This window comes from Microbacterium sp. SCPM-O-B-15248 (M128), assembly GCF_058214835.1.
In genome coordinates, this window is record NZ_JBYQLI010000002.1 from 169,077 (window position 1) to 187,109 (window position 18,033).

The window sequence follows — 18,033 nt, forward strand, 5'->3', positions numbered from 1 at the left end:
AGCCTACGCGCCCGTTCGGACCTTTGTTCGAGCGACACGCGTCGACGGCGACGTCTGGCGCTTCTCGGCATCCCGCCACGCTTTCTGAGCGGGGGTCAGAGCTCCCCCGGTGGTGGCGGTCGCCTCTCTCCCGCGCCAGGCGTGGCAGAGCGCCAGCGCCAGGGCGTCGGCGGCGTCAGCCGGTTGCGGCAGCGCGTCCAGCCGCAGCACCCGGGCGACCATCGTCTGCACCTGGAGCTTGTCGGCCGACCCGTAGCCGGTGATCGCTGCCTTGACCTCGCTCGGCGTGTGGGTGGCGGCCGGGATGCCGTGCTCCGCCGCGAGCAGCAGAGCGATGCCGCTCGCTTGCGCGGTGCCCATCACGGAGTGGCGGTTGTTCTGCGCGAAGACGCGCTCGACGGCGACGACCTGGGGGTCGTGGGCGGCGAGGACGTCGCGGATCCCCGCGGCGATCGTCGCCAGGCGACGTTCGATCGGATCGGTCACCGCGGAGCGCACCACGCCGACGTGCACGAGCGTGGCCGAGCGGTCGGGGGCGACGTCGACGACGCCGATACCGCAGCGCGTCAGGCCGGGGTCGACGCCGAGGACGCGCAGAGAACGAGACACGGCCCCCACGCTAAGCGCCGAGGCCGTGCGAGAGGGCAGGGCGCGCCCTTACTCGTCGTTCTCGAGCTCGGCCTGCACCTCGGGGGTGAGGTCGAAGTTGGTGTAGACGTTCTGCACGTCGTCGCTGTCTTCGAGCGCGTCGATCAGGCGGAACACCTTGCGAGCGGTGTCGGCGTCGACCTCGACCTTGAGCGAGGGGACGAACTCGACGTCGGCGGAGTCGTACTCGATCCCGGCTTCCTGGAGCGCGGAACGGACGGTCACGAGGTCGCTCGCCTCGGTGATGACGCCGAAGCCCTCGCCGTGCGGCTCGACCTCTTCGGCGCCGGCCTCGAGGACGGCCAGCATGACGTCGTCTTCGGTCGTGCCCTCGGAGGGAACGACGATGACGCCCTTGCGGCTGAAGTTGTAGGCCACGCTGCCGGGGTCGGCGAGGGTGCCGCCGTTACGGCTGAGTGCCGTGCGCACCTCGGCCGCGGCGCGGTTCTTGTTGTCGGTCAGACACTCGATGAGGAAGGCCACACCGTTGGGGCCGTAGCCCTCGTACATGATCGACGAGTACTCGACGGCCTCGCCGCCGATCCCGGCGCCGCGCTTGATGGCGCGGTCGATGTTGTCTTTGGGGACCGAGGTCTTCTTGGCCTTGAGCACCGCGTCGAAGAGCGTCGGGTTGCCCTGGAGGTCCGCTCCACCGAGCTTGGCGGCGACCTCGATGTTCTTGATGAGCTTGGCCCACGACTTGGCGCGCCGGGCGTCGACGACCGCCTTCTTGTGCTTGGTCGTGGCCCATTTGGAGTGTCCGGACATGGGTTCCAGTCTAGAACGAGGGCGGACCGTGCTCAGTGAAGGGCGGTGGCGACGTTCTCAGGTGTGCGGAGGCCACTTAGGGAGAGCGGGGCGCAGCGCACAGCTGCTTGAGCGGGGACACTTGTTCGGAGAGCCACACGTCGTAGGCAAACGGGTCGTCGGAGCGCAATCGGTTGAGCAGCTGTCGTCGTGCTTCATCGGCCCGCACCACCTCCGCGGAGTCGGAAGCTCCACGGACGGCTTCCGGATAGATGTCCCCGTAGCCAGAGAGAGTGGAATCGTCCGACTGCTCCCCTCCGTCGATGGCGGCGTCGAAGTGGGCGGCGATCATGCCGACACACACGTCGCGCTCGTCGCGCGGCATCGGCGAACCGGAATTTACGTCTTTACGGTCGATCGGGCGGAGCTGAGGGAATGTCTCCAGAATGCGCCTCATGGACGTTGGTGATGCGGCGACGTATATCGCGTCTCCCACGGCGATTGAAGCACTCTCGGGAAGAATCTCATGCTCGTCGATAAGTCCCGCGAGAGCGGCTTCGGGCGACGCGAAAGCCCGGACTCGAATGGCATCGCTTTCGAGAACGCATAAAGAGGATTGCATTGAAGAATATGCGTAACTCTGGTCCCGCCATTCATATAGGCGGTCACAAGTGAAAAGCGCCACGACTTCCGTATGGAGAGGGTCTCCCGGGGGCGAGGACTGTGCGCTGCAGCCGGCAGTCGCGAGAACGGCGGCTACCGTTCCCGCGACCGCCCACCGCCGTGCGCGGTGACGAGTCGTCACGGCAGGGGTCAGGTCCAGTTGAATCCGACGCCGAGCACCGGGGCGTTGGCCGCGGAGAAACGTGCTGCCTTGTGGTGCAGGCTGCTCTGCCAGTCCACGGTCACGGAACCGGACGAACCACACCCGCCGGAGTGCCAGTACAGCTGGCCACCGACATAGGGGTTACTGGCGGGAATCCGAGCGCCGCGGCCCTGGAAGCAGATCGAACCACCGACGGCATTGGGATCGATTTGCCACGAGTAGCCGATGCGCGACGTGCTATCGCCGGCGATGGAGCAGTCGAACTTCGTGGACTCCATCCACTGGCCGGTGAAGGCGACCGCGTTCATCGGACTGTTACAGGAGTTGAGGACGCTCACGTCGTGCACCACCTCGGCGGTCAGTGCGTCGAGGGCCGGTTGCTCGTTGTCCACCGCTGCGCGCTCGGAGATCAACGTCTGAATTGCGCTCTCGTCGGAAGGGATAACCTCCTCCGCGGCGGTGGCCGGCAATGCTCCGGCTGTGATGAGGGCGGCGACGGCGACGGCGACCGCGCCCGGCTTGATGACAGATCCCATTCTCACGTTACGTATCCCCACTAGTTTCGATAGTGCGCGAATCGACATTGCTCGCGCACATCCACGGTATGGCAGGTGTCGCGAGTCCGCAACACACTGAATTGCGGAATTCGGGCTTGATCGAAATGTCGGGTCTATGCCGATGTGTGTTAGGCGGCGCTGTGGACGCGTTCCAGGAACCGCGCGTGGAAGCGCGTTTCGCCCGTGGATTCGGGGTGGAACGCGAGGCCGAGGAGGTTCCCCTGCTCTACCGCGACGATGCGTCCGTCGGGCAGGGCGGCGAGCGGGGTGGCATCCGGACCCGCGTCGGTGACCAGGGGCGCGCGGATGAACACGGCGTGCACCGGCGGATCGCCCAGCACCGGCACGGCGAGGTCGGTCTCGAACGACTGCGTCTGGGAGCCGAAGGCGTTGCGCTGCACGCGCACGTCCAGACCGCCGAGCGTCCGCTGACCGTCGATCGCGCCGTCCAGGCGATCGGCGAGCAGGATGAGCCCGGCGCACGTGCCGAGCACCGGGAGGCCCTCGGAGATCGCCGCACGCAGCGGGTCGAACAGGCCGAAGGCGCGCGCGAGCTTGTCGATGACGCTCGACTCGCCGCCGGGCAGCACGAGACCGTCCACCTCGGCGAGCTCGGACGCGCGCCTGACGGGCCGGGCGTCGGCGCCCAGGTCCGCGAGCACGCGGAGGTGCTCGCGGACGTCGCCCTGGAGGGCGAGGACGCCGACGCGGGGGGTGCTACCAGCCACGCTCGGCCAGGCGGTGCGGGGCGGGAAGGTCGGCGACGTTGATGCCCACCATCGCCTCACCGAGTCCGCGCGAGGCCTCGGCCACGATCTTGGGGTCGTCGTGGAACGTGGTCGCCTTCACGATGGCGGCCGCGCGCTGCGCGGGGTTGCCGGACTTGAAGATGCCCGAGCCGACGAACACGCCGTCCGCGCCCAGCTGCATCATCATCGCGGCGTCGGCCGGGGTGGCCACTCCCCCGGCGGTGAAGAGCACGACGGGGAGGGTCCCGGTCTCCGCGATCTCGGCGACGAGATCGTAGGGGGCCTGCAGCTCCTTGGCGGCGACGTACAGCTCGTCCTTGGTCTTGGACCGCAGGGCGTTGATCTCGCCGCGGATCGTGCGGATGTGCTTGGTCGCCTCGGAGACGTCTCCGGTGCCGGCCTCGCCCTTGGAGCGGATCATCGCGGCGCCCTCGGTGATGCGGCGCAGAGCCTCGCCGAGGTTCGTCGCGCCGCAGACGAAGGGCACGGTGAAGTTCCACTTGTCGATGTGGTTCACGTAGTCGGCGGGCGAGAGCACCTCGGACTCGTCGATGTAGTCGACGCCCAGCTCCTGCAGGATCTGCGCCTCGACGAAGTGGCCGATGCGGGCCTTCGCCATCACCGGGATCGACACCGACGCGGTGATGTCGTCGATGAGGTCGGGGTCGCTCATGCGGGCGACGCCGCCCTGGGCGCGGATGTCGGCGGGCACGCGTTCGAGCGCCATGACGGCGACGGCGCCGGCGTCCTCGGCGATCTTCGCCTGGTCGGCGGTGACGACGTCCATGATGACGCCGCCCTTGAGCATCTCGGCGAGTCCGCGCTTGACGCGGGAGGTTCCGGTGTCGGTCATTGTGGATTTCCCTTCGCGCTTCGGGCGCGCTCTGTTTGGCTTAGGCCAAAAGGTAGCACGTCGCAGGACATATGCTGGAGAGGCGAGAGGGGGCCCATGTCCGTCGATATCACCGGTCGCTCGGCATCCGAGATCTCGGCCGATCTGCGCGAACGCATCGAGCGCGGACAGCTGCAGTCGGGCGATGCGCTCCCGCCGGTGCGCGCCCTGGCCGCCGAGCTCGGCGTCAACCGCAACACCGTGGTCGCCGCGTATCGGATGCTCGCCCAGGCGGGCCTCGTCGTCGCCCGCGGCCGCGGTGGAACGCGCGTCGCCGGACAGGCGCCGGTCGCGCAGGAGGGCTACGCGGCGGGGACCGTGCTCCGCGACGTCGGCACCGGCAACCCCGATCCCGCCCTGATTCCCGATCCCGCAGCCGCGCTCGCTCGCTCCGGTCGCCCCGTCCTGTACGGCGAGCCCGTCGTCGACCCGGGTCTGGAGGCGTGGGCGCGCGGATGGATGGCCGAGGGCCTTTCGGCTCCCACCCCGCGCATCACCGTCACCAGCGGTGCGAGCGATGCGATCGAGCGTCTGCTCGCACAGGCTCTGCAGCGCGACGACGCCGTCGCCCTCGAAGACCCCTGTTTCCTCTCGGCGCTGCATACCGTCCGGCAGGGCGGCTATCGCGCCGTGCCGGTGGCGGTGGATGCCGAGGGCATGACGGTCGAGGGACTCCGCGCCGCTTTGGCCGAGGGCGTCCGCGCTGTGATCTGCACTCCGCGGGCGCACAACCCCACCGGGGCGAGCCTGACCGAGACGCGGGCCGCCGAGCTCCGGGCCGTCCTCGCGGACCACCCGTACGTGCTCGTGATCGAGGACGACCACTTCTCCCTCCTCTCACGCGCGCCGCTGCACTCGGTCATCGGCGCGACGCAGCAGCGATGGGCGCGCATCCGGTCGGTGTCCAAGTTCCTCGGACCGGACATGTGCCTCGCGGTCGTGGCATCCGATGAAGAGACGGCCGACCGCCTCGCCCTCAGACTCACGCCCGGCACGACCTGGGTCAGCCACATCCTGCAGCGGCTCACTCTCGCTCTCGTCACCGACCCGGAGGTGCGCGACGGGATCGAACGGGCCGCCACGCATTACGCGGATCGCAACGCGGCGTTCGCCGCCGCCTTGGCCGCACGTGGGCTCCCGCTCACCGTCGGCGACGGCCTCAACCTCTGGGTGCCGCTGCCGGCTCCGGCAGCGCGGGTGCGCGAAGAACTCATGCGCCGAGGCTGGCTCGTCCGCGACGGCGATCACTTCTTCCTCTCCCCCGATGCCGCCGGCGACTACCTTCGGCTGACCGTGCACGGGCTCACCGACGTCGAGGCCGCAGCCCTCGCGGACGACCTGGCGACCGCCGTGGCCGCGCTCCGACCGCCGGCGCGAAGTGGGAGGATCGAGGGATGAAGGTCCTCTCGATCCAGTCCGCCGTCGCCTACGGCCACGTCGGAAACTCGGCCGCCGTCTTCCCGCTGCAGCGCATCGGCGTCGAGGTGCTGCCGGTGTACACGGTGAACTTCTCGAATCACACCGGGTACGGCGCGTGGCGGGGACCGCTCATCTCGCCCGCCGACGTCGCCGACGTGATCGCCGGCATCGAGGAGCGCGGGGTCTTCGGAGAGATCGACGTCGTGCTCTCGGGCTACCAGGGCGGCGAGGGCATCGCCGACGTCATCATCGACGCCGTGGCCCGGGTGAAGAAAGCGAACCCGGATGCCGTGTACGCGTGCGATCCGGTCATGGGCAACGCCAAGTCCGGGTGCTTCGTCGCCCCCGCCATCCCCGAGTTGCTGCGCGAACGCGTCGTGCCCGTCGCCGACATCCTCACGCCGAACCAGTTCGAGCTCGGCTTCCTGACCGGAACCGAGCCCGGCAGCATCGCCTCGACGCTCGAGTCCGCCGACCTCGTCCGCGCGCGCGGGCCCCGGACAGTGCTCGTCACGAGCGTCGAGCGCCCCGACCGCGAGCCCGACACGATCGAGATGATGGTCGTCGACGACGCCGGGGCGTGGATCGTCCAAACCCCGCTCATCCCGATGAAAGCCAACGGCTCGGGCGATGTCACGGCGGCGCTGTTCACCGCCCACTACCGTCGCAGCGGCGACGCGGCCGACGCGCTGGCGCGCACGGCATCCAGCGTCTTCGATCTGCTGTCGAACACCTACGAGTCCGGCTCCCGCGAACTGCGGCTCGTGGAGTCGCAAGAGGCGTACGCGCATCCGCGCCTCCAGTTCGCGGTGCGCCAGGTGCGCTGACCGCCACGCCCCGGCGAGCGGCGTCAGCCGCCGTAGACCTCCGTGTACGCCTCGATCCAGGCGTCGCCGTCGTCGGGGCAGAGGAACGTCGTGCCGAAGACCATGACGCTCGCGATGGGCGCCTCGGCGGACGTGCGGTCGTCGCCCTGCAGATCGGCGGGGACGAGCTGGGCGAACAGGGGCGACGTGGCCACGTGCGTCCGCAGCAGATCGGCGTCGATCGCGTGGGCGTTCAAGATCGCGGTCTCGCAGGCATCAGCGGCGAGGGCCAGTGACAGGCTCTCCTCCTGCGCGGTCCACGTGGCGCCCTGTTCCTCGACGTACGCCTTCTGCTGCGCGATGAACTCCTTCTGCTCGGGGGTGACGGCCACGAGCGGTGTGCCGTCCAAGGGCAGCTGCTGCTCCTCGAAGAACCGGTCGCGCTCGGCGAACGCGTCGCCCCACTCGTCGCCGGCGTCGGGGCTGGCCGAGGCGTCGGGAAGCGGCGTCGGGGTGGACGGGTCGGCGGGTGCCGTGAGGGGCGCTCCGGCTCCCTCGGGGCCGAGGGGGCTCGGGAGTCGGATGCACCCGGTGGTGGTGCCGAGCGCCGTGGCGACGATGAGCGACAGGACGAGGGGACGGACGAGAGCCTTCATCTGGCCACCGTAGCCGCGGGACCCTCGATCGATCGGCGGGGTTGCGCGGCGGAGGTCAGGCGTTCCAGGCGGCGGCGACCGTACGCCGCACGTCGCCGAGCAGCTGTGGCAGCGCCTTGGTCTTGGCGATGATCGGGAAGAAGTTGGCATCCGACGCCCACCGCGGAACGATGTGCTGGTGCAGGTGCGCGTCGACGCCGGCGCCCGCGATCGCCCCCTGGTTCATGCCGAGGTTGAAGCCGTCGCAGCGCGACACCTCGCGGAGCACCCGCATCCCCCGCTGCGTCAGCGCGCCGATCTCCGCCACCTCTTCGTCAGTCGCCTGGTCGTACGTGGCGATGTGACGGTACGGGCAGACGAGCAGGTGTCCCGAGTTGTACGGGAACAGGTTGAGCAGGACGTACGCGCTCTTCCCGCGCGCGACGATCAGGCCGTCCTCGTCGGACTTGTCCGGAGCCGCGCAGAACGGGCAGTGCAGTTCCATCGGTTCACGCCCGGCCGAGATGTATGCCATGCGGTGCGGCGTCCACAGGCGCTGGAACTCGTCCGGCACGCCCGGAAGCTCCGTGGCGGCGGCGAGGGCTTCGTCGCCGGCCGCGGTGGCATCCGGTTCTGTCGTCACGCGAGGTCCTCGGCGGTGTCGACCAGCGTGCGGCCCGCGATCGCGCCGGTGATGCGCGCGACGGCCTCGTCGACGGGGATGCCGTTGAGCTGCGTGCCGTCGCGGAAGCGGAACGAGACCGTGCCACCGGCGCGGTCCTGCTCGCCGGCGATCAGCTGCAGCGGCACCTTCTGCGTGGTGTGCGTGCGGATCTTCTTCTGCATGCGGTCGTCGCTGTGGTCGACCTCGGCACGGACGCCCTTCGCGCGCAGCTCGGCGACGATGCCGTCGAGATACTCGCCGTACTCTTCGGCGACGGGGACGGCGACGACCTGCACGGGCGAGAGCCACACCGGGAAGGCGCCGGCGTAGTGCTCCAGGAGGATCGCGAAGAACCGTTCTACCGAACCGAACAGGGCGCGGTGGATCATCACGGGGCGGTGCTTCTCGCCGTCCGGGCCGGTGTACTCGAGCTCGAACCGCTCGGGCTGGTTGAAGTCGAGCTGGATCGTCGACATCTGCCACGTGCGGCCGATGGCGTCGCGGGCCTGCACCGAGATCTTGGGGCCGTAGAACGCCGCGCCGCCCGGGTCGGGCACGAGCTCGAGACCGGAGGCCTCGGCGACCTCGCGGAGGGTCTCGGTCGCCTCGGTCCACAGCGCGTCGTCGCCGATGAACTTGGGGTTGCCCTCTTCCTTCGTCGACAGCTCGAGGTAGAAGTCGTTCAGGCCGTAGTCGCGCAGCGTCTGGAGCACGAAGTCGAGGCTGTGGGTCAGCTCGCCCTTGACCTGGTCGGCCGTGACGTAGATGTGGGTGTCGTCCTGGGTCATGCCGCGCACGCGCGTGAGCCCTGCGAGCGTGCCGCTCTTCTCGTAGCGGTAGACCGACCCGAACTCGCTCAGGCGCAGCGGCAGCTCGCGGTAGCTGCGCCCGCGCGAGCGGAAGATCAGGTTGTGGAAGGGGCAGTTCATGGGCTTGAGGTAGTACTCCTGGCCCTCGCGCGACACGTGCCCGTCGGCATCCACGACCTCGTCGAGCACCATCGGGGGGTACATGCCGTCGGCGTACCACTGCAGGTGACCGCTGGTCATGAACAGGTCGCCCTTGGTGATGTGGGGCGTGTTCACGACCTGGTACCCGCTGGCGAGCAGGCGCTCGCGCATGTACCGCTCGATTTCGTACCGGATGATCCCGCCCTTGGGGTGGAAGACGCTCAGCCCCGGACCGATCTCGTCCGGGAACGAGAAGAGGTCGAGATCCTTGCCGAGCTTGCGGTGGTCGCGCTTCGCGGCTTCCTCGAGGCGGTGCTGGTAGGCGCGAAGGTCGTCTTTGCTCGCCCACGCGGTGCCGTAGATGCGCTGCAGCTGCGGGTTCTTCTCGCTGCCGCGCCAGTAGGCGCCCGCGATGCGCGTGAGATCCCAGCCGTTGCCGATGAGACGCGTGCCCGGGACGTGAGGTCCACGGCAGAGGTCTTTCCACACCGTCTCGCCGTCGCGGTTCACGTTGTCGTAGATCGTGAGCTCGCCGGCACCGACCTCGACGTTCGCCCCTTCGGCGGCCTCAGCCGAGCCGCCCTTCAGGCCGATGAGCTCGAGTTTGAACGGCTCGTCGACGAGTTCGGCCCGCGCCTCGTCGTCGGTGACGACGCGACGGACGAAGCGCTGGTTCTCGCGGACGATGCGCTCCATCTCTTTCTTGATGACCTTGAGGTCGTCGGGAGTGAAGGGATCGTCGACCTGGAAGTCGTAGTAGAACCCGTCGGTGACGGGCGGGCCGATGCCGAGGTTCGCCTGCGGCTTGACGCGCTGCACCGCCTGGGCGAGGACGTGCGCGGTGGAGTGCCGCAGGATCGACAGGCCCTCGGGGCTGTCGATCGTGACCGGCTCGACCTCGTCGTCGGCCGTGACGGTCGTGGCGAGGTCTTTCAGCTCACCGTTCACGCGCAGGGCGACGACCGAACGGTCGGGGAAGAGGGCGAAGCCGTCGGCGGGGTAGGTCTGCTCCGACGGCAGGGCGGCATCAGTCAAGGCGGTCTCCTGGATGGGTCGATTCCAGGCTACCCGTCGGGCGTGGCCTCGACGGCACGCGGCGTGCCCCATAGTGGAGCGGTGACTCTGGCCATCATCGGCGGCGTGCTCTGGATCCTCGGCGCGGTCGCCCTCCTCACCGGGATGCTGCCCGCCGACGAGGCCCTCGCCGTCGCCGACCGCGTCTGGCCGATCCTGCTGTTCGTCGTCGCGGTCACCGTGGTGGCGGAGCTGGCATCCAAGGCGGGGCTCTTCGACGTCGTCGCTGCGCGCCTCGCGCGCCTCGCGCAGGGGCGGACAGTGTGGCTCTGGGTTCTCGTCGTGGCCCTGGCGACCGTGGCGACGGCGTTCCTGTCGCTCGACACGACGGCCGTGCTGCTGACCCCGGTGGTGGTGGCGATGGCGGTCGCACGCAAGCTCGACCCGCTGCCTTTCGCGTTCGTGACGGTGGTCCTGGCCAATACCGCGTCGCTGGTGCTTCCCGTGTCCAACCTCACCAACCTGCTGGCATCCGCTGCGCTCGGCGGACACGACCCGGTGGCGTTCCTCGCGCTCCTCGGACCCTCGGCACTCATCGCGATCGCCGTGTCCGTCGCGGTCCTCACCGCCGTGTTCCTGCGAAGACTGCCTCGCACCTACCCGGATGCCGCCGCCCCCGCCGTCGCCGATCCCGTGCTGCTGCGCGTCTCGGCGATCGTCACGCTCGCGCTTCTGCCGTTGCTGGTGATCGGGCTCGACCCGTGGATGCCGGCTCTCGCGGCCGCTGTCGTGCTCGTGGCCGTGTTCGCCGTGCGCGCGCCGCGGGCTCTCGGCATGCGTCTCGTCCCCTGGTCGCTCCTCGTCTTCGCGGGTGGGTTGTTCCTGGCCGTGGGCGCCCTGGAGGCCATCGGGATCGGTCGGATCACCTCGGTGCTGGCCGGAACGGGCGAAGATCTGACCGCGCTCTGGCAGCTCGCGGGGGTCGGCGCGCTCGCGGCGAACGGCATCAACAATCTGCCCGCGTACTTGGCGATGGAATCGGTGGCGGGCTCCCCCGCGCGTCTCGCGGCCCTGCTGATCGGGGTGAACGCGGGCCCGATCGTGACGCCGTGGGCGTCGCTGGCGACGCTGCTGTGGCACGACCGGCTGGTCGCGGCCGGGGTCCAGGTGCGATGGAGCCGGTTCGTGCTGATCGGCGCGGTGATCGCTCCGCTGATCCTCGTGCTGGCGGTGCTCCCGCTGGCGCTGTGAGCGCTCAGTCCTCGTAGGTGTGGGCCCAGGCGCGGCGCGGCTCGACGAACCAGACGGCGAGCCCCGAACGCATCGAGTAGGGCTCACCGGTGTAGAGGCGGGAGATGCGGTCGACGAACGGCATCGCATCGTCGCCGTCGAGGCGATCGGTGGCCACACCGCGCACGAACGCCATCGCGAACGGGTTGTCGGCTCCGGTCACCGAAACGGCCACGCGAGGGTCGCGTCGGAGGTTCTTGTCCTTGAGCTTGTCGATTTCGGTGAAGAACACGAGCCGATCCCCGTCCGCGTCGACCCAGAGGGGCACGGAGTGCGGGGAACCGTCGCGCATGAGCGTGGACAGGTGGGCGATGGCGGTCGTCTCGAAGAACGGCCGTGCCGCGTTCCAGTCGGTCATGTCCTCCTCAACGGCCGGTGACGGCGCGGGTATTCCCCGCGCGGGTGTCAGACGATGGCCGGCTGGGCGACCTGCGTGTTCGGCACCTCGCGGAACACCATCTCCGGGCGCGGCTCGGGCTCTCGCGACGCGGACTCATCGGGCTCGGGGACCACGTACAGACCGCGTCCGGAGTTGGCGTTGTACGTCAGCGCGTGCAGCCAGGGGTTGCTCAACTGCGGGTTCCGGCTGCCGTGATACTTGAACACCATCGACACGTGCGGATGGACGTACACCGTCGTGCGTCCCCCGCCGATACTGATGTCGTCCTTCCACGTGAAGGGGAAGCTCTCACCGCGGCGCACCTTGGCCATGATCACGGCCTGCAGGTGGGCCAGCAGACGATCCTCGAACTCGACCTTGATGCTGCTGTCGTAGATGAACTTCCCCACGGGTACCTCCGAGAGCGCATCCCCGAGAGACCGCGCATTCCTGAACAGAATGACGAACGCGGATGCCGGGGGATGCCACCGCTATGGATATCCACCCTCGCGCGGTTCTCGAGGTGGGGCACCCGCTTGCATTCGCCGAGGAATCTCGCTAGCGCGCTCGGGTAGGTCAATCAGTCCGGGAGATACGCAGAATGACGCGGTCGCCGGGGCGCCGTTGGACGCGGCGCACGAGTGCTTCGAACCCCGTGATCGCGCGGAACTGCCATCCGTACTTGCGACGGAACGCCGCACCCGCGCGGCCGTCCTCGGTGCTCGGGCCCGCGATCCGGGCGCGGGCCTGGACGGTGATGGCATCCGGCTCGACCGCGCCCATCCGCGAACACGGGCGCAGGGTCACCCTCGGGTCGTTCCGAAGGCGTTTGACCTTGCCGGTGTTGCGCTCGGTGGTGACGAGGAGTTCGTCGCCGTCGCGCGCGATCCAGACGGGTGTGGCGACCTCCTCGCCGTTTCGGCGGAACGTTCCGAACGAGACGAAGGACGACGACGCGATCTCGCGCCAGAGGGTGTCGGGGACGGTCATGCTCCTACGCTAAGCGGCTTCGCGTCCGCGGCGACGGGGATTGCGGAGGACGCGCATTCGCGCTCGGGTGAGAATGCGGAAGTGCCGAGTCGCCCACTGTTCACACGAATGGAACACGCCGTGCCTCGTCGTGGGGTGGGGTCCGTGCGACCCTTCGAGAGGAGGAGGTTCGCATGTCCCGCCACCACATCGCGACCCACGTCTATGACTACCGCGAGGGTTGGGTCCGCATCGCCCCGACGGGCATGACCTACGAGCACGCGCTCGACCTGCGGGATCAGGGTTTCACCCTGGTGCGCTCCCGTCGCGGCTGGTTCGGAACGCGCGAGCTGCCGGTGAGCTGGTACATCCGACGCGGCCGGCCGGAGTCCGCCGATCCGTCGATCCGAAACGTCTCCCCCGCCCCCGAACAGGTCCCGAGGCCAGGTGAGCGGCTCGGCGACGTCGCCGAGCATCCGCCTCAGCCTGCGTCGGGTAGGGCGCGCAAGCGCGACCGGGATCGCGAAGCCGGACGTTAGAAAAAGAAAACCCCCGGCGAGCCGGGGGTTTCTGTGGTGCGCGATACTGGGATCGAACCAGTGACCTCTTCCGTGTCAGGGAAGCGCGCTACCGCTGCGCCAATCGCGCCTATGAAGGCTGTTCAGTTGTCGTCGAGGTGGCGACGGGATTCGAACCCGTGTAAACGGCTTTGCAGGCCGGTGCCTAGCCGCTCGGCCACGCCACCGTGTGTGGTTCGACCCACGTGTCATGATCGTTCGTCGGGAACCTGACGAATATCTTCACACTCGAGCGGATGACGAGACTCGAACTCGCGACCCCAACCTTGGCAAGGTTGTGCGCTACCAACTGCGCTACATCCGCATTTTGTTCCCGGGGCTTGCCCCGAGCACTCGTAAGACATTACCCGATTCCGGGGCGTGCGCAAAACCAGACGCGGCCCGCGCGTGTCCATCGTCGTGGTCGGAACGGTCCCCGCGGATCGGGTAAGGTAGTCGAGTCCCGTTGGGGACGACGGGCGATTGGCGCAGTTGGTAGCGCGCTTCCTTCACACGGAAGAGGTCGTCGGTTCGAGTCCGGCATCGCCCACCGCACAAGCCCCCGGTTCGCCGGGGGCTTCGTCGTTCTTCGCGCGGGTCCTCCGGTCTCGGCGGCACCCGCTTCCGTGGATTTCCTTCGGGCCTCACTCTCGTTGATCGCGCACGCCGAGACTGCACCCGCCTGACATCTCCATTGCAGGCTGCTGTGGTTTTGTCAGCGGCGTGCAGTTTTGCGGCCCGCGCCGCGGCGCCGAGCCGTGAATCACCCCACGCGCCAGCCGTACCGCTGCGCGAGAGCGGATGCCACGGCGTCGAAGCGGCGTCGGTCCAGGGCCGCGGCCTCGCGGCGCATGCCGGCGTCGTGCACGAGGTACACCTGCTCGATGTCGACCCACGAGGGGCGACCCTGGGGGTCCCACTCCCCCGTGCCCAGGGCGAGGTAGTCGCGGTCGCCGGCGTGCGGCTTGCTGGTCAGGCGCACGGCGTAGGAGCGGGTGGCATCCGCTCGTCCGATGACGAGCACCGGTCGGTCCTTGCCGCGGCCGTCGCGCTCTTCGTAGGGCACCCACGTCCAGATGATCTCGCCGCCGTCGGGGGCGCCATCGCGCGTGGGAGCATACGTCAGGGTCAGCCGGCGCGGAGGTGCCACCTCGACGGTGGCCGTCGCGCCGGCCGCCTGGCCTGGCCGGACGGCGTCGGCCCTCCCTGCGGTCTCGCGCGGCCGAGGAGCGGGGGTGGAGCGCCGAGCGGGGCTGGAGGGGCGGAAGGCTCTGAGGAGGGCGGAGACGAGGCGCGAGGCGGTTCCCATCCCCTCACCCTAGACAGACTGTCCCGCGCCACCGGACGAACCACGAACGGGGCGCCACGGACGAATCCGTGACGCCCCGTCGAGCGGGTGCGGGTGTCAGCCGCGGGTGTCGCTGAGGACGTAGCCCTCTTCGCCGTGCACGACGGTGTCGATGCCGGCGATCTCGTCCTCGTTCTTGACGCGGAAGCCCATCGTCTTCTCGATCGCGAAGCCGATGATGTAGGCCAGCACGAAGGAGTACACCAGGACGGCCAGCGCCGCGATCGCCTGAACGAGCAGCTGCGTGAACGAACCGCTGTAGATCAGACCGGTGTTGTTCGCGAAGATACCCAGGTACAGGGTTCCGAGCAGACCACCGACGAGGTGGATGCCGACCACGTCGAGCGAGTCGTCGAAGCCGAGCTTGAACTTCAGCTCGATCGCCAGGGCGCAAACGGCACCGGCGACGAGGCCGAGGACGATCGCCCAGAACGGCGTCAGTGCGGCGCAGGCCGGAGTGATCGCGACCAGACCCGCGACGGCGCCGGAAGCGGCGCCGACGGAGGTCGGCTTGCCGTCCTTGAACTTCTCGACGATCAGCCAGGCCAGCAGAGCGGCGGCGGGAGCGGCGATCGTGTTGACGAAGGCGAGAGCGGCGGTGCCGTCGGCGGCGAGTTCCGAACCGGCGTTGAAGCCGAACCAGCCGAACCACAGCAGGCCCGCGCCGAGGAGCACGAACGGCGGGTTGTGGGGGACGTGGGCGCCCTTCTGGAAGCCGACGCGCTTGCCGAGCACCAGGGCGAGGGCGAGAGCTGCGGCACCGGCGTTGATGTGGACAGCGGTACCACCGGCGAAGTCGATCGCACCGACGCCGAAGACGTCCTGCATGCCCTTCGTGATCCAGCCACCGTACGAGAACGAGCCGTCCTCGGCGAGACCGAAGTTGAAGACCCAGCTGGCGACCGGGAAGTAGACGACCGTCGACCAGATGAGGGCGAAGACCATCCACGAACCGAACTTGGCGCGGTCGGCGATGGCACCCGAGACCAGCGCGACGGTGATGATGGCGAACGTGGCCTGGAAGGCGACGAAGGCCAGCGGCGGGTAGGCGGCGCCTTCCGGCGTCTCGAGCACGCCCGAGAGGCCGAGCTCGTTGAAGTCGATGGCCCACGGGGCCTGCGTGGTGCCCGCCTCAGTGGCGGGGAAGGCGATCGCGTAGCCGTAGAGGACCCACAGGACTCCGATGAGTCCCATGGCGCCGAAGCTCATCATCATCATGCTGATGACGCTCTTGGCCTTGACGAGTCCGCCGTAGAAGAACGCGAGTCCTGGCGTCATGAGCAGCACGAGTGCCGCTGCTATCAGGATGAATGCGGTGTTGCCTTGATCCATCTCGAAGAGAACCTCTCTGCAGGGACGCAGGTGTAGCGTCGGGTCCCCTCAGTGTCCACAGCCCCGGTTTCCATCGGCGTGGGATTCGTGTTTCGAGTGCGTTACAGCGGACGGTCGCGTGTAAACATCAGATTTCCCCGTGCCGCGAAGCCGCGATGAAAGGGTCGTTCAGGAGTGCGTCAACGCCACCAGGCGTGACACGGCCCGCAGGTACTTCTTGCGGTATCCGCCGGACAACATCTCGTCCGCGAAGACGGTGTTCAGCGGCACCCCCGTGGCACGGATCGGGATCTGCGCGTCGTAGGCACGGTCGATGAAGGCGACCAGTCGCAGGGCGGCGGACTGATCGTGCAGGACCTGCACGTCGCGCAGCCCGATGGTGTCGACGCCGTCGATGAGGCGGATGAACCGTGACGGGTGCACGCGGGCGAGGTGCGCCACGACGGCGCCGAACTCATCGTCGGTGGCGACGCCACGGGCGGCGGCATCCCGGATCGCGTCGGCGTAGTCGGCATCCGAGAGGACGCGGGCCTCGCCGTCGATCGCGCGCTGCCGGAAGTCGGTGCCGTCGATACGGATCGTGCGGAAACTGTCGGCCATCGACTGGATTTCGCGCAAGAAGTCCTGGGCGGCGAAGCGTCCCTCGCCGAGCGCGTTCGGCGGGGTGTTCGAGGTGGCCGCCAGACGGGTTCCGGATGCCACGAGCTCGCCGAGCAGCCGGGTCATGACCATCGTGTCGCCGGGGTCGTCGAGTTCGAACTCGTCGATGCACAGCAGGTCGGAGCCGCGGAACAGCTCGACGGCCTTGGCGTACCCGAGGACCCCGACCAGGGCGGTGTACTCGATGAAGGACCCGAAGTACTTCCGCCGCGCGGGCATCGCGTGGTAGATCGCGGCGAGCAGGTGGGTCTTGCCCACGCCGAATCCGCCGTCGAGGTAGACGCCCGGTTTGATCGGCGGGGTCTTCTCGGCGCGGCGGAAGAACCCGCCCTTCTTCGCCGGCGCGTTCGTGCGTCCGGCGAACGCCTCGAGCAGCTCCTTCGCCTCTTGCTGCGACGGGTAAGCGGCATCCGCCCGGTACGACTCGAAGGTCGCGCCGTCGAACTGCGGCGGCGGCACGAGGGCGCTCACCATCTCGGCGCCCGAGATGGCCGGCTCACGATCGATGAGGTGCACGACGCCGGTCGTCGCAGGCGTAGAGGTCATGGCCGTCCTGTGTCGCAGTCTTACGGAGAGGTGCCTGCTTCGACGCGGCGGTCCTAGGGTCGAAGGTGCGGTGTCCACCCTACGCCGCCCGCTCCCCCACCCCGACCGAGGAGACACCGTGACCGTCGAGTTCGACACCACCTCCCCCAAGTTCGCCGCGTACGCCGAACCCGGCCGCCTCGTCACGGGCGAGTGGCTGCAGGAACGCCTCGGGCAGCCGGGCCTCGTGGTCGTGGAATCCGACGAGGACGTCCTGCTGTACGAGACCGGGCACATCCCCGGAGCGGTCAAGGTCGACTGGCACACCGAGCTGAACGACCCCGTGGTGCGCGACTACGTCGACGGCGAGGGATTTGCCGCACTGCTCAGCCGCAAGGGCATCTCCCGTGACGACACGGTTGTCATCTACGGCGACAAGAACAACTGGTGGGCCGCCTACGCGCTGTGGGTGTTCTCCCTGTTCGGCCACGAAGACGTGCGTCTGCTCGACGGCGGGCGCGACAAGTGGATCGCGGAGGGGCGGCCGGTCACCACCGACAAGACGGTCGTCGAGCCCGCCGACTACCCCGTCGTGGAGCGCGACGATTCGCTCATCCGCGCGTACAAGGACGACGTCCTCGCGCACCTCGGCAACCCGCTCATCGACGTCCGCTCCCCCGAGGAGTACTCGGGCGAACGGACGACCGCCCCGGCCTACCCCGACGAGGGGGCGCTGCGTGCCGGTCACATCCCGAGCGCGCAGAGCGTCCCCTGGGCCAAGGCCGTGGCCGAGGACGGCGGCTTCAAGTCGCGCGAAGAACTGGATGCCGTGTACCGCGACGGCGCGGGACTGCAGGACGGCGACAAGATCGTGGCGTACTGCCGCATCGGGGAGCGCTCCAGCCACACGTGGTTCGTGTTGAAGCACCTGCTCGGCTTCGAGGACGTCCGCAACTACGACGGGTCGTGGACCGAGTGGGGCAGCGCCGTGCGCGTGCCGATCGTCTCGGGTGCGGAACCCGGCGAGGTCCCCGGACGCTGAGCCCGGACCCGGTGGGCGTGGGAG

The 18,033-nt window shown here is 68.9% G+C and carries 20 protein-coding genes and 4 tRNA genes; 6 read left to right on the forward strand and 18 right to left on the reverse strand.

Going from position 1 to position 18,033, the window contains the following annotated elements; translation table 11 throughout:
- Positions 1 to 3: 3 nt before the first annotated feature.
- From ruvC to pdxS, 6 genes are all read right to left on the reverse strand, one after another.
- Positions 4 to 609, reverse strand: coding sequence for a crossover junction endodeoxyribonuclease RuvC (gene ruvC, locus AC3E6M_RS03455; protein WP_490529042.1), 606 nt, complete (start codon positions 607 to 609; stop codon positions 4 to 6).
- Positions 610 to 657: 48 nt separating this feature from the next.
- Complete coding sequence (locus tag AC3E6M_RS03460; protein ID WP_138172634.1) at positions 658 to 1,416, reverse strand: YebC/PmpR family DNA-binding transcriptional regulator; 759 nt, start codon at positions 1,414 to 1,416, stop codon at positions 658 to 660.
- Between the two features lie 76 nt (positions 1,417 to 1,492).
- On the reverse strand, positions 1,493 to 2,017 hold the full coding sequence (locus AC3E6M_RS03465; RefSeq protein WP_138172633.1) for a hypothetical protein: 525 nt from the start codon (positions 2,015 to 2,017) through the stop codon (positions 1,493 to 1,495).
- A 191-nt stretch (positions 2,018 to 2,208) separates the two neighbouring features.
- Positions 2,209 to 2,757 carry a hypothetical protein gene (locus AC3E6M_RS03470; protein WP_490529043.1) on the reverse strand — a complete coding sequence of 183 codons (549 nt, stop codon included), beginning with the start codon at positions 2,755 to 2,757 and terminating at the stop codon, positions 2,209 to 2,211.
- Positions 2,758 to 2,906: 149 nt separating this feature from the next.
- Entirely contained in the window at positions 2,907 to 3,506 is a 600-nt protein-coding gene (gene pdxT / locus AC3E6M_RS03475; RefSeq protein ID WP_490529044.1) for a pyridoxal 5'-phosphate synthase glutaminase subunit PdxT, read from the reverse strand.
- A complete protein-coding gene (gene pdxS / locus AC3E6M_RS03480; protein WP_490529045.1) occupies positions 3,496 to 4,380 on the reverse strand; it encodes a pyridoxal 5'-phosphate synthase lyase subunit PdxS in 885 nt (294 codons plus the stop codon). The genes pdxT and pdxS overlap by 11 nt, the downstream gene beginning before the upstream one ends.
- Before the next feature lie 96 nt (positions 4,381 to 4,476).
- Between pdxS and AC3E6M_RS03485 the strand changes: the two genes are divergently transcribed.
- Both AC3E6M_RS03485 and pdxY read left to right on the forward strand, forming a co-directional pair.
- A complete protein-coding gene (locus AC3E6M_RS03485) occupies positions 4,477 to 5,817 on the forward strand; it encodes an aminotransferase class I/II-fold pyridoxal phosphate-dependent enzyme (RefSeq protein WP_490529046.1) in 1,341 nt (446 codons plus the stop codon).
- The gene (pdxY, locus tag AC3E6M_RS03490; protein WP_490529047.1) at positions 5,814 to 6,665 is read left to right on the forward strand and encodes a pyridoxal kinase PdxY; all 852 of its coding nucleotides are present in this window, start codon (positions 5,814 to 5,816) and stop codon (positions 6,663 to 6,665) included. The genes AC3E6M_RS03485 and pdxY overlap by 4 nt, the downstream gene beginning before the upstream one ends.
- A 23-nt stretch (positions 6,666 to 6,688) precedes the next feature.
- On the opposite strand, the gene AC3E6M_RS03495 is transcribed toward pdxY, so the two are convergent.
- The 3 genes from AC3E6M_RS03495 to thrS are packed head-to-tail and all read right to left on the reverse strand — an operon-like array spanning position 6,689 to position 9,928.
- Positions 6,689 to 7,300: a hypothetical protein gene (locus AC3E6M_RS03495; protein WP_490529048.1), complete on the reverse strand. Its 612-nt coding sequence runs from the start codon at positions 7,298 to 7,300 to the stop codon at positions 6,689 to 6,691.
- Between the two features lie 55 nt (positions 7,301 to 7,355).
- Positions 7,356 to 7,922, reverse strand: coding sequence for an HIT family protein (locus AC3E6M_RS03500; protein ID WP_490529049.1), 567 nt, complete (start codon positions 7,920 to 7,922; stop codon positions 7,356 to 7,358).
- A complete protein-coding gene (gene thrS, locus AC3E6M_RS03505; RefSeq protein ID WP_490529050.1) occupies positions 7,919 to 9,928 on the reverse strand; it encodes a threonine--tRNA ligase in 2,010 nt (669 codons plus the stop codon). The genes AC3E6M_RS03500 and thrS overlap by 4 nt, the downstream gene beginning before the upstream one ends.
- An 81-nt stretch (positions 9,929 to 10,009) precedes the next feature.
- Here thrS and AC3E6M_RS03510 point away from each other — a divergent pair, with 81 nt between their 5' ends.
- On the forward strand, positions 10,010 to 11,158 hold the full coding sequence (locus tag AC3E6M_RS03510; RefSeq protein WP_490529051.1) for an SLC13 family permease: 1,149 nt from the start codon (positions 10,010 to 10,012) through the stop codon (positions 11,156 to 11,158).
- A 4-nt stretch (positions 11,159 to 11,162) separates the two neighbouring features.
- Here AC3E6M_RS03510 and AC3E6M_RS03515 read toward each other — a convergent pair whose 3' ends face one another.
- From AC3E6M_RS03515 to AC3E6M_RS03525, 3 genes are all read right to left on the reverse strand, one after another.
- Positions 11,163 to 11,555 (reverse strand): TIGR03618 family F420-dependent PPOX class oxidoreductase, encoded by a 393-nt coding sequence (locus AC3E6M_RS03515; RefSeq protein WP_292901876.1) that lies wholly within the window; start codon positions 11,553 to 11,555, stop codon positions 11,163 to 11,165.
- Positions 11,556 to 11,602: 47 nt separating this feature from the next.
- Positions 11,603 to 11,986 carry a DUF7882 family protein gene (locus AC3E6M_RS03520; protein ID WP_490529052.1) on the reverse strand — a complete coding sequence of 128 codons (384 nt, stop codon included), beginning with the start codon at positions 11,984 to 11,986 and terminating at the stop codon, positions 11,603 to 11,605.
- 166 nt (positions 11,987 to 12,152) lie between these two features.
- Positions 12,153 to 12,566 (reverse strand): PPOX class F420-dependent oxidoreductase, encoded by a 414-nt coding sequence (locus AC3E6M_RS03525; protein WP_490529054.1) that lies wholly within the window; start codon positions 12,564 to 12,566, stop codon positions 12,153 to 12,155.
- A 173-nt stretch (positions 12,567 to 12,739) separates the two neighbouring features.
- On the opposite strand from AC3E6M_RS03525, the gene AC3E6M_RS03530 reads away from it, so the two are divergent.
- Positions 12,740 to 13,084, forward strand: coding sequence for a hypothetical protein (locus AC3E6M_RS03530; protein ID WP_490529055.1), 345 nt, complete (start codon positions 12,740 to 12,742; stop codon positions 13,082 to 13,084).
- Positions 13,085 to 13,118: 34 nt separating this feature from the next.
- Here the strand turns inward: AC3E6M_RS03530 and AC3E6M_RS03535 are convergent.
- The 3 genes from AC3E6M_RS03535 to AC3E6M_RS03545 all read right to left on the reverse strand — a co-directional run bounded on the left by AC3E6M_RS03535 (position 13,119) and on the right by AC3E6M_RS03545 (position 13,427).
- Positions 13,119 to 13,193 (reverse strand) — tRNA-Val (locus AC3E6M_RS03535).
- A 26-nt stretch (positions 13,194 to 13,219) separates the two neighbouring features.
- A tRNA-Cys gene (locus tag AC3E6M_RS03540) sits at positions 13,220 to 13,290 on the reverse strand.
- Positions 13,291 to 13,354: 64 nt separating this feature from the next.
- Positions 13,355 to 13,427: transfer RNA gene (locus tag AC3E6M_RS03545), tRNA-Gly, on the reverse strand.
- Positions 13,428 to 13,579: 152 nt separating this feature from the next.
- Here AC3E6M_RS03545 and AC3E6M_RS03550 point away from each other — a divergent pair.
- Positions 13,580 to 13,652: transfer RNA gene (locus AC3E6M_RS03550), tRNA-Val, on the forward strand.
- A gap of 213 nt (positions 13,653 to 13,865) precedes the next feature.
- Here the strand turns inward: AC3E6M_RS03550 and AC3E6M_RS03555 are convergent.
- The 3 genes from AC3E6M_RS03555 to zapE form a co-directional block, all read right to left on the reverse strand.
- Positions 13,866 to 14,411 (reverse strand): type II toxin-antitoxin system PemK/MazF family toxin, encoded by a 546-nt coding sequence (locus tag AC3E6M_RS03555; RefSeq protein WP_490529056.1) that lies wholly within the window; start codon positions 14,409 to 14,411, stop codon positions 13,866 to 13,868.
- 96 nt (positions 14,412 to 14,507) lie between these two features.
- Entirely contained in the window at positions 14,508 to 15,782 is a 1,275-nt protein-coding gene (locus AC3E6M_RS03560) for an ammonium transporter (RefSeq protein ID WP_490529057.1), read from the reverse strand.
- Between the two features lie 168 nt (positions 15,783 to 15,950).
- Positions 15,951 to 16,988 (reverse strand): cell division protein ZapE, encoded by a 1,038-nt coding sequence (gene zapE / locus AC3E6M_RS03565; RefSeq protein WP_138172571.1) that lies wholly within the window; start codon positions 16,986 to 16,988, stop codon positions 15,951 to 15,953.
- A gap of 118 nt (positions 16,989 to 17,106) precedes the next feature.
- Here zapE and AC3E6M_RS03570 point away from each other — a divergent pair, with 118 nt between their 5' ends.
- Positions 17,107 to 18,009, forward strand: a complete 903-nt coding sequence (locus AC3E6M_RS03570; RefSeq protein ID WP_138172570.1) for a sulfurtransferase — start codon at positions 17,107 to 17,109, stop codon at positions 18,007 to 18,009.
- Positions 18,010 to 18,033: the final 24 nt, after the last annotated feature.

Coding starts and splice junctions, on each gene's coding strand:
- AC3E6M_RS03460 (WP_138172634.1), bottom strand. CDS start 1,416: ATGTCCGGACACTCCAAATGGGCCACGACCAAGCACAAGAAGGCGGTC.
- AC3E6M_RS03465 (WP_138172633.1), bottom strand. CDS start 2,017: ATGCAATCCTCTTTATGCGTTCTCGAAAGCGATGCCATTCGAGTCCGG.
- AC3E6M_RS03470 (WP_490529043.1), bottom strand. CDS start 2,757: ATGGGATCTGTCATCAAGCCGGGCGCGGTCGCCGTCGCCGTCGCCGCC.
- pdxS (WP_490529045.1), bottom strand. CDS start 4,380: ATGACCGACACCGGAACCTCCCGCGTCAAGCGCGGACTCGCCGAGATG.
- AC3E6M_RS03485 (WP_490529046.1), top strand. CDS start 4,477: ATGTCCGTCGATATCACCGGTCGCTCGGCATCCGAGATCTCGGCCGAT.
- pdxY (WP_490529047.1), top strand. CDS start 5,814: ATGAAGGTCCTCTCGATCCAGTCCGCCGTCGCCTACGGCCACGTCGGA.
- AC3E6M_RS03495 (WP_490529048.1), bottom strand. CDS start 7,300: ATGAAGGCTCTCGTCCGTCCCCTCGTCCTGTCGCTCATCGTCGCCACG.
- AC3E6M_RS03515 (WP_292901876.1), bottom strand. CDS start 11,555: ATGACCGACTGGAACGCGGCACGGCCGTTCTTCGAGACGACCGCCATC.
- AC3E6M_RS03525 (WP_490529054.1), bottom strand. CDS start 12,566: ATGACCGTCCCCGACACCCTCTGGCGCGAGATCGCGTCGTCGTCCTTC.
- AC3E6M_RS03530 (WP_490529055.1), top strand. CDS start 12,740: ATGTCCCGCCACCACATCGCGACCCACGTCTATGACTACCGCGAGGGT.
- AC3E6M_RS03555 (WP_490529056.1), bottom strand. CDS start 14,411: ATGGGAACCGCCTCGCGCCTCGTCTCCGCCCTCCTCAGAGCCTTCCGC.
- AC3E6M_RS03560 (WP_490529057.1), bottom strand. CDS start 15,782: ATGGATCAAGGCAACACCGCATTCATCCTGATAGCAGCGGCACTCGTG.
- zapE (WP_138172571.1), bottom strand. CDS start 16,988: ATGACCTCTACGCCTGCGACGACCGGCGTCGTGCACCTCATCGATCGT.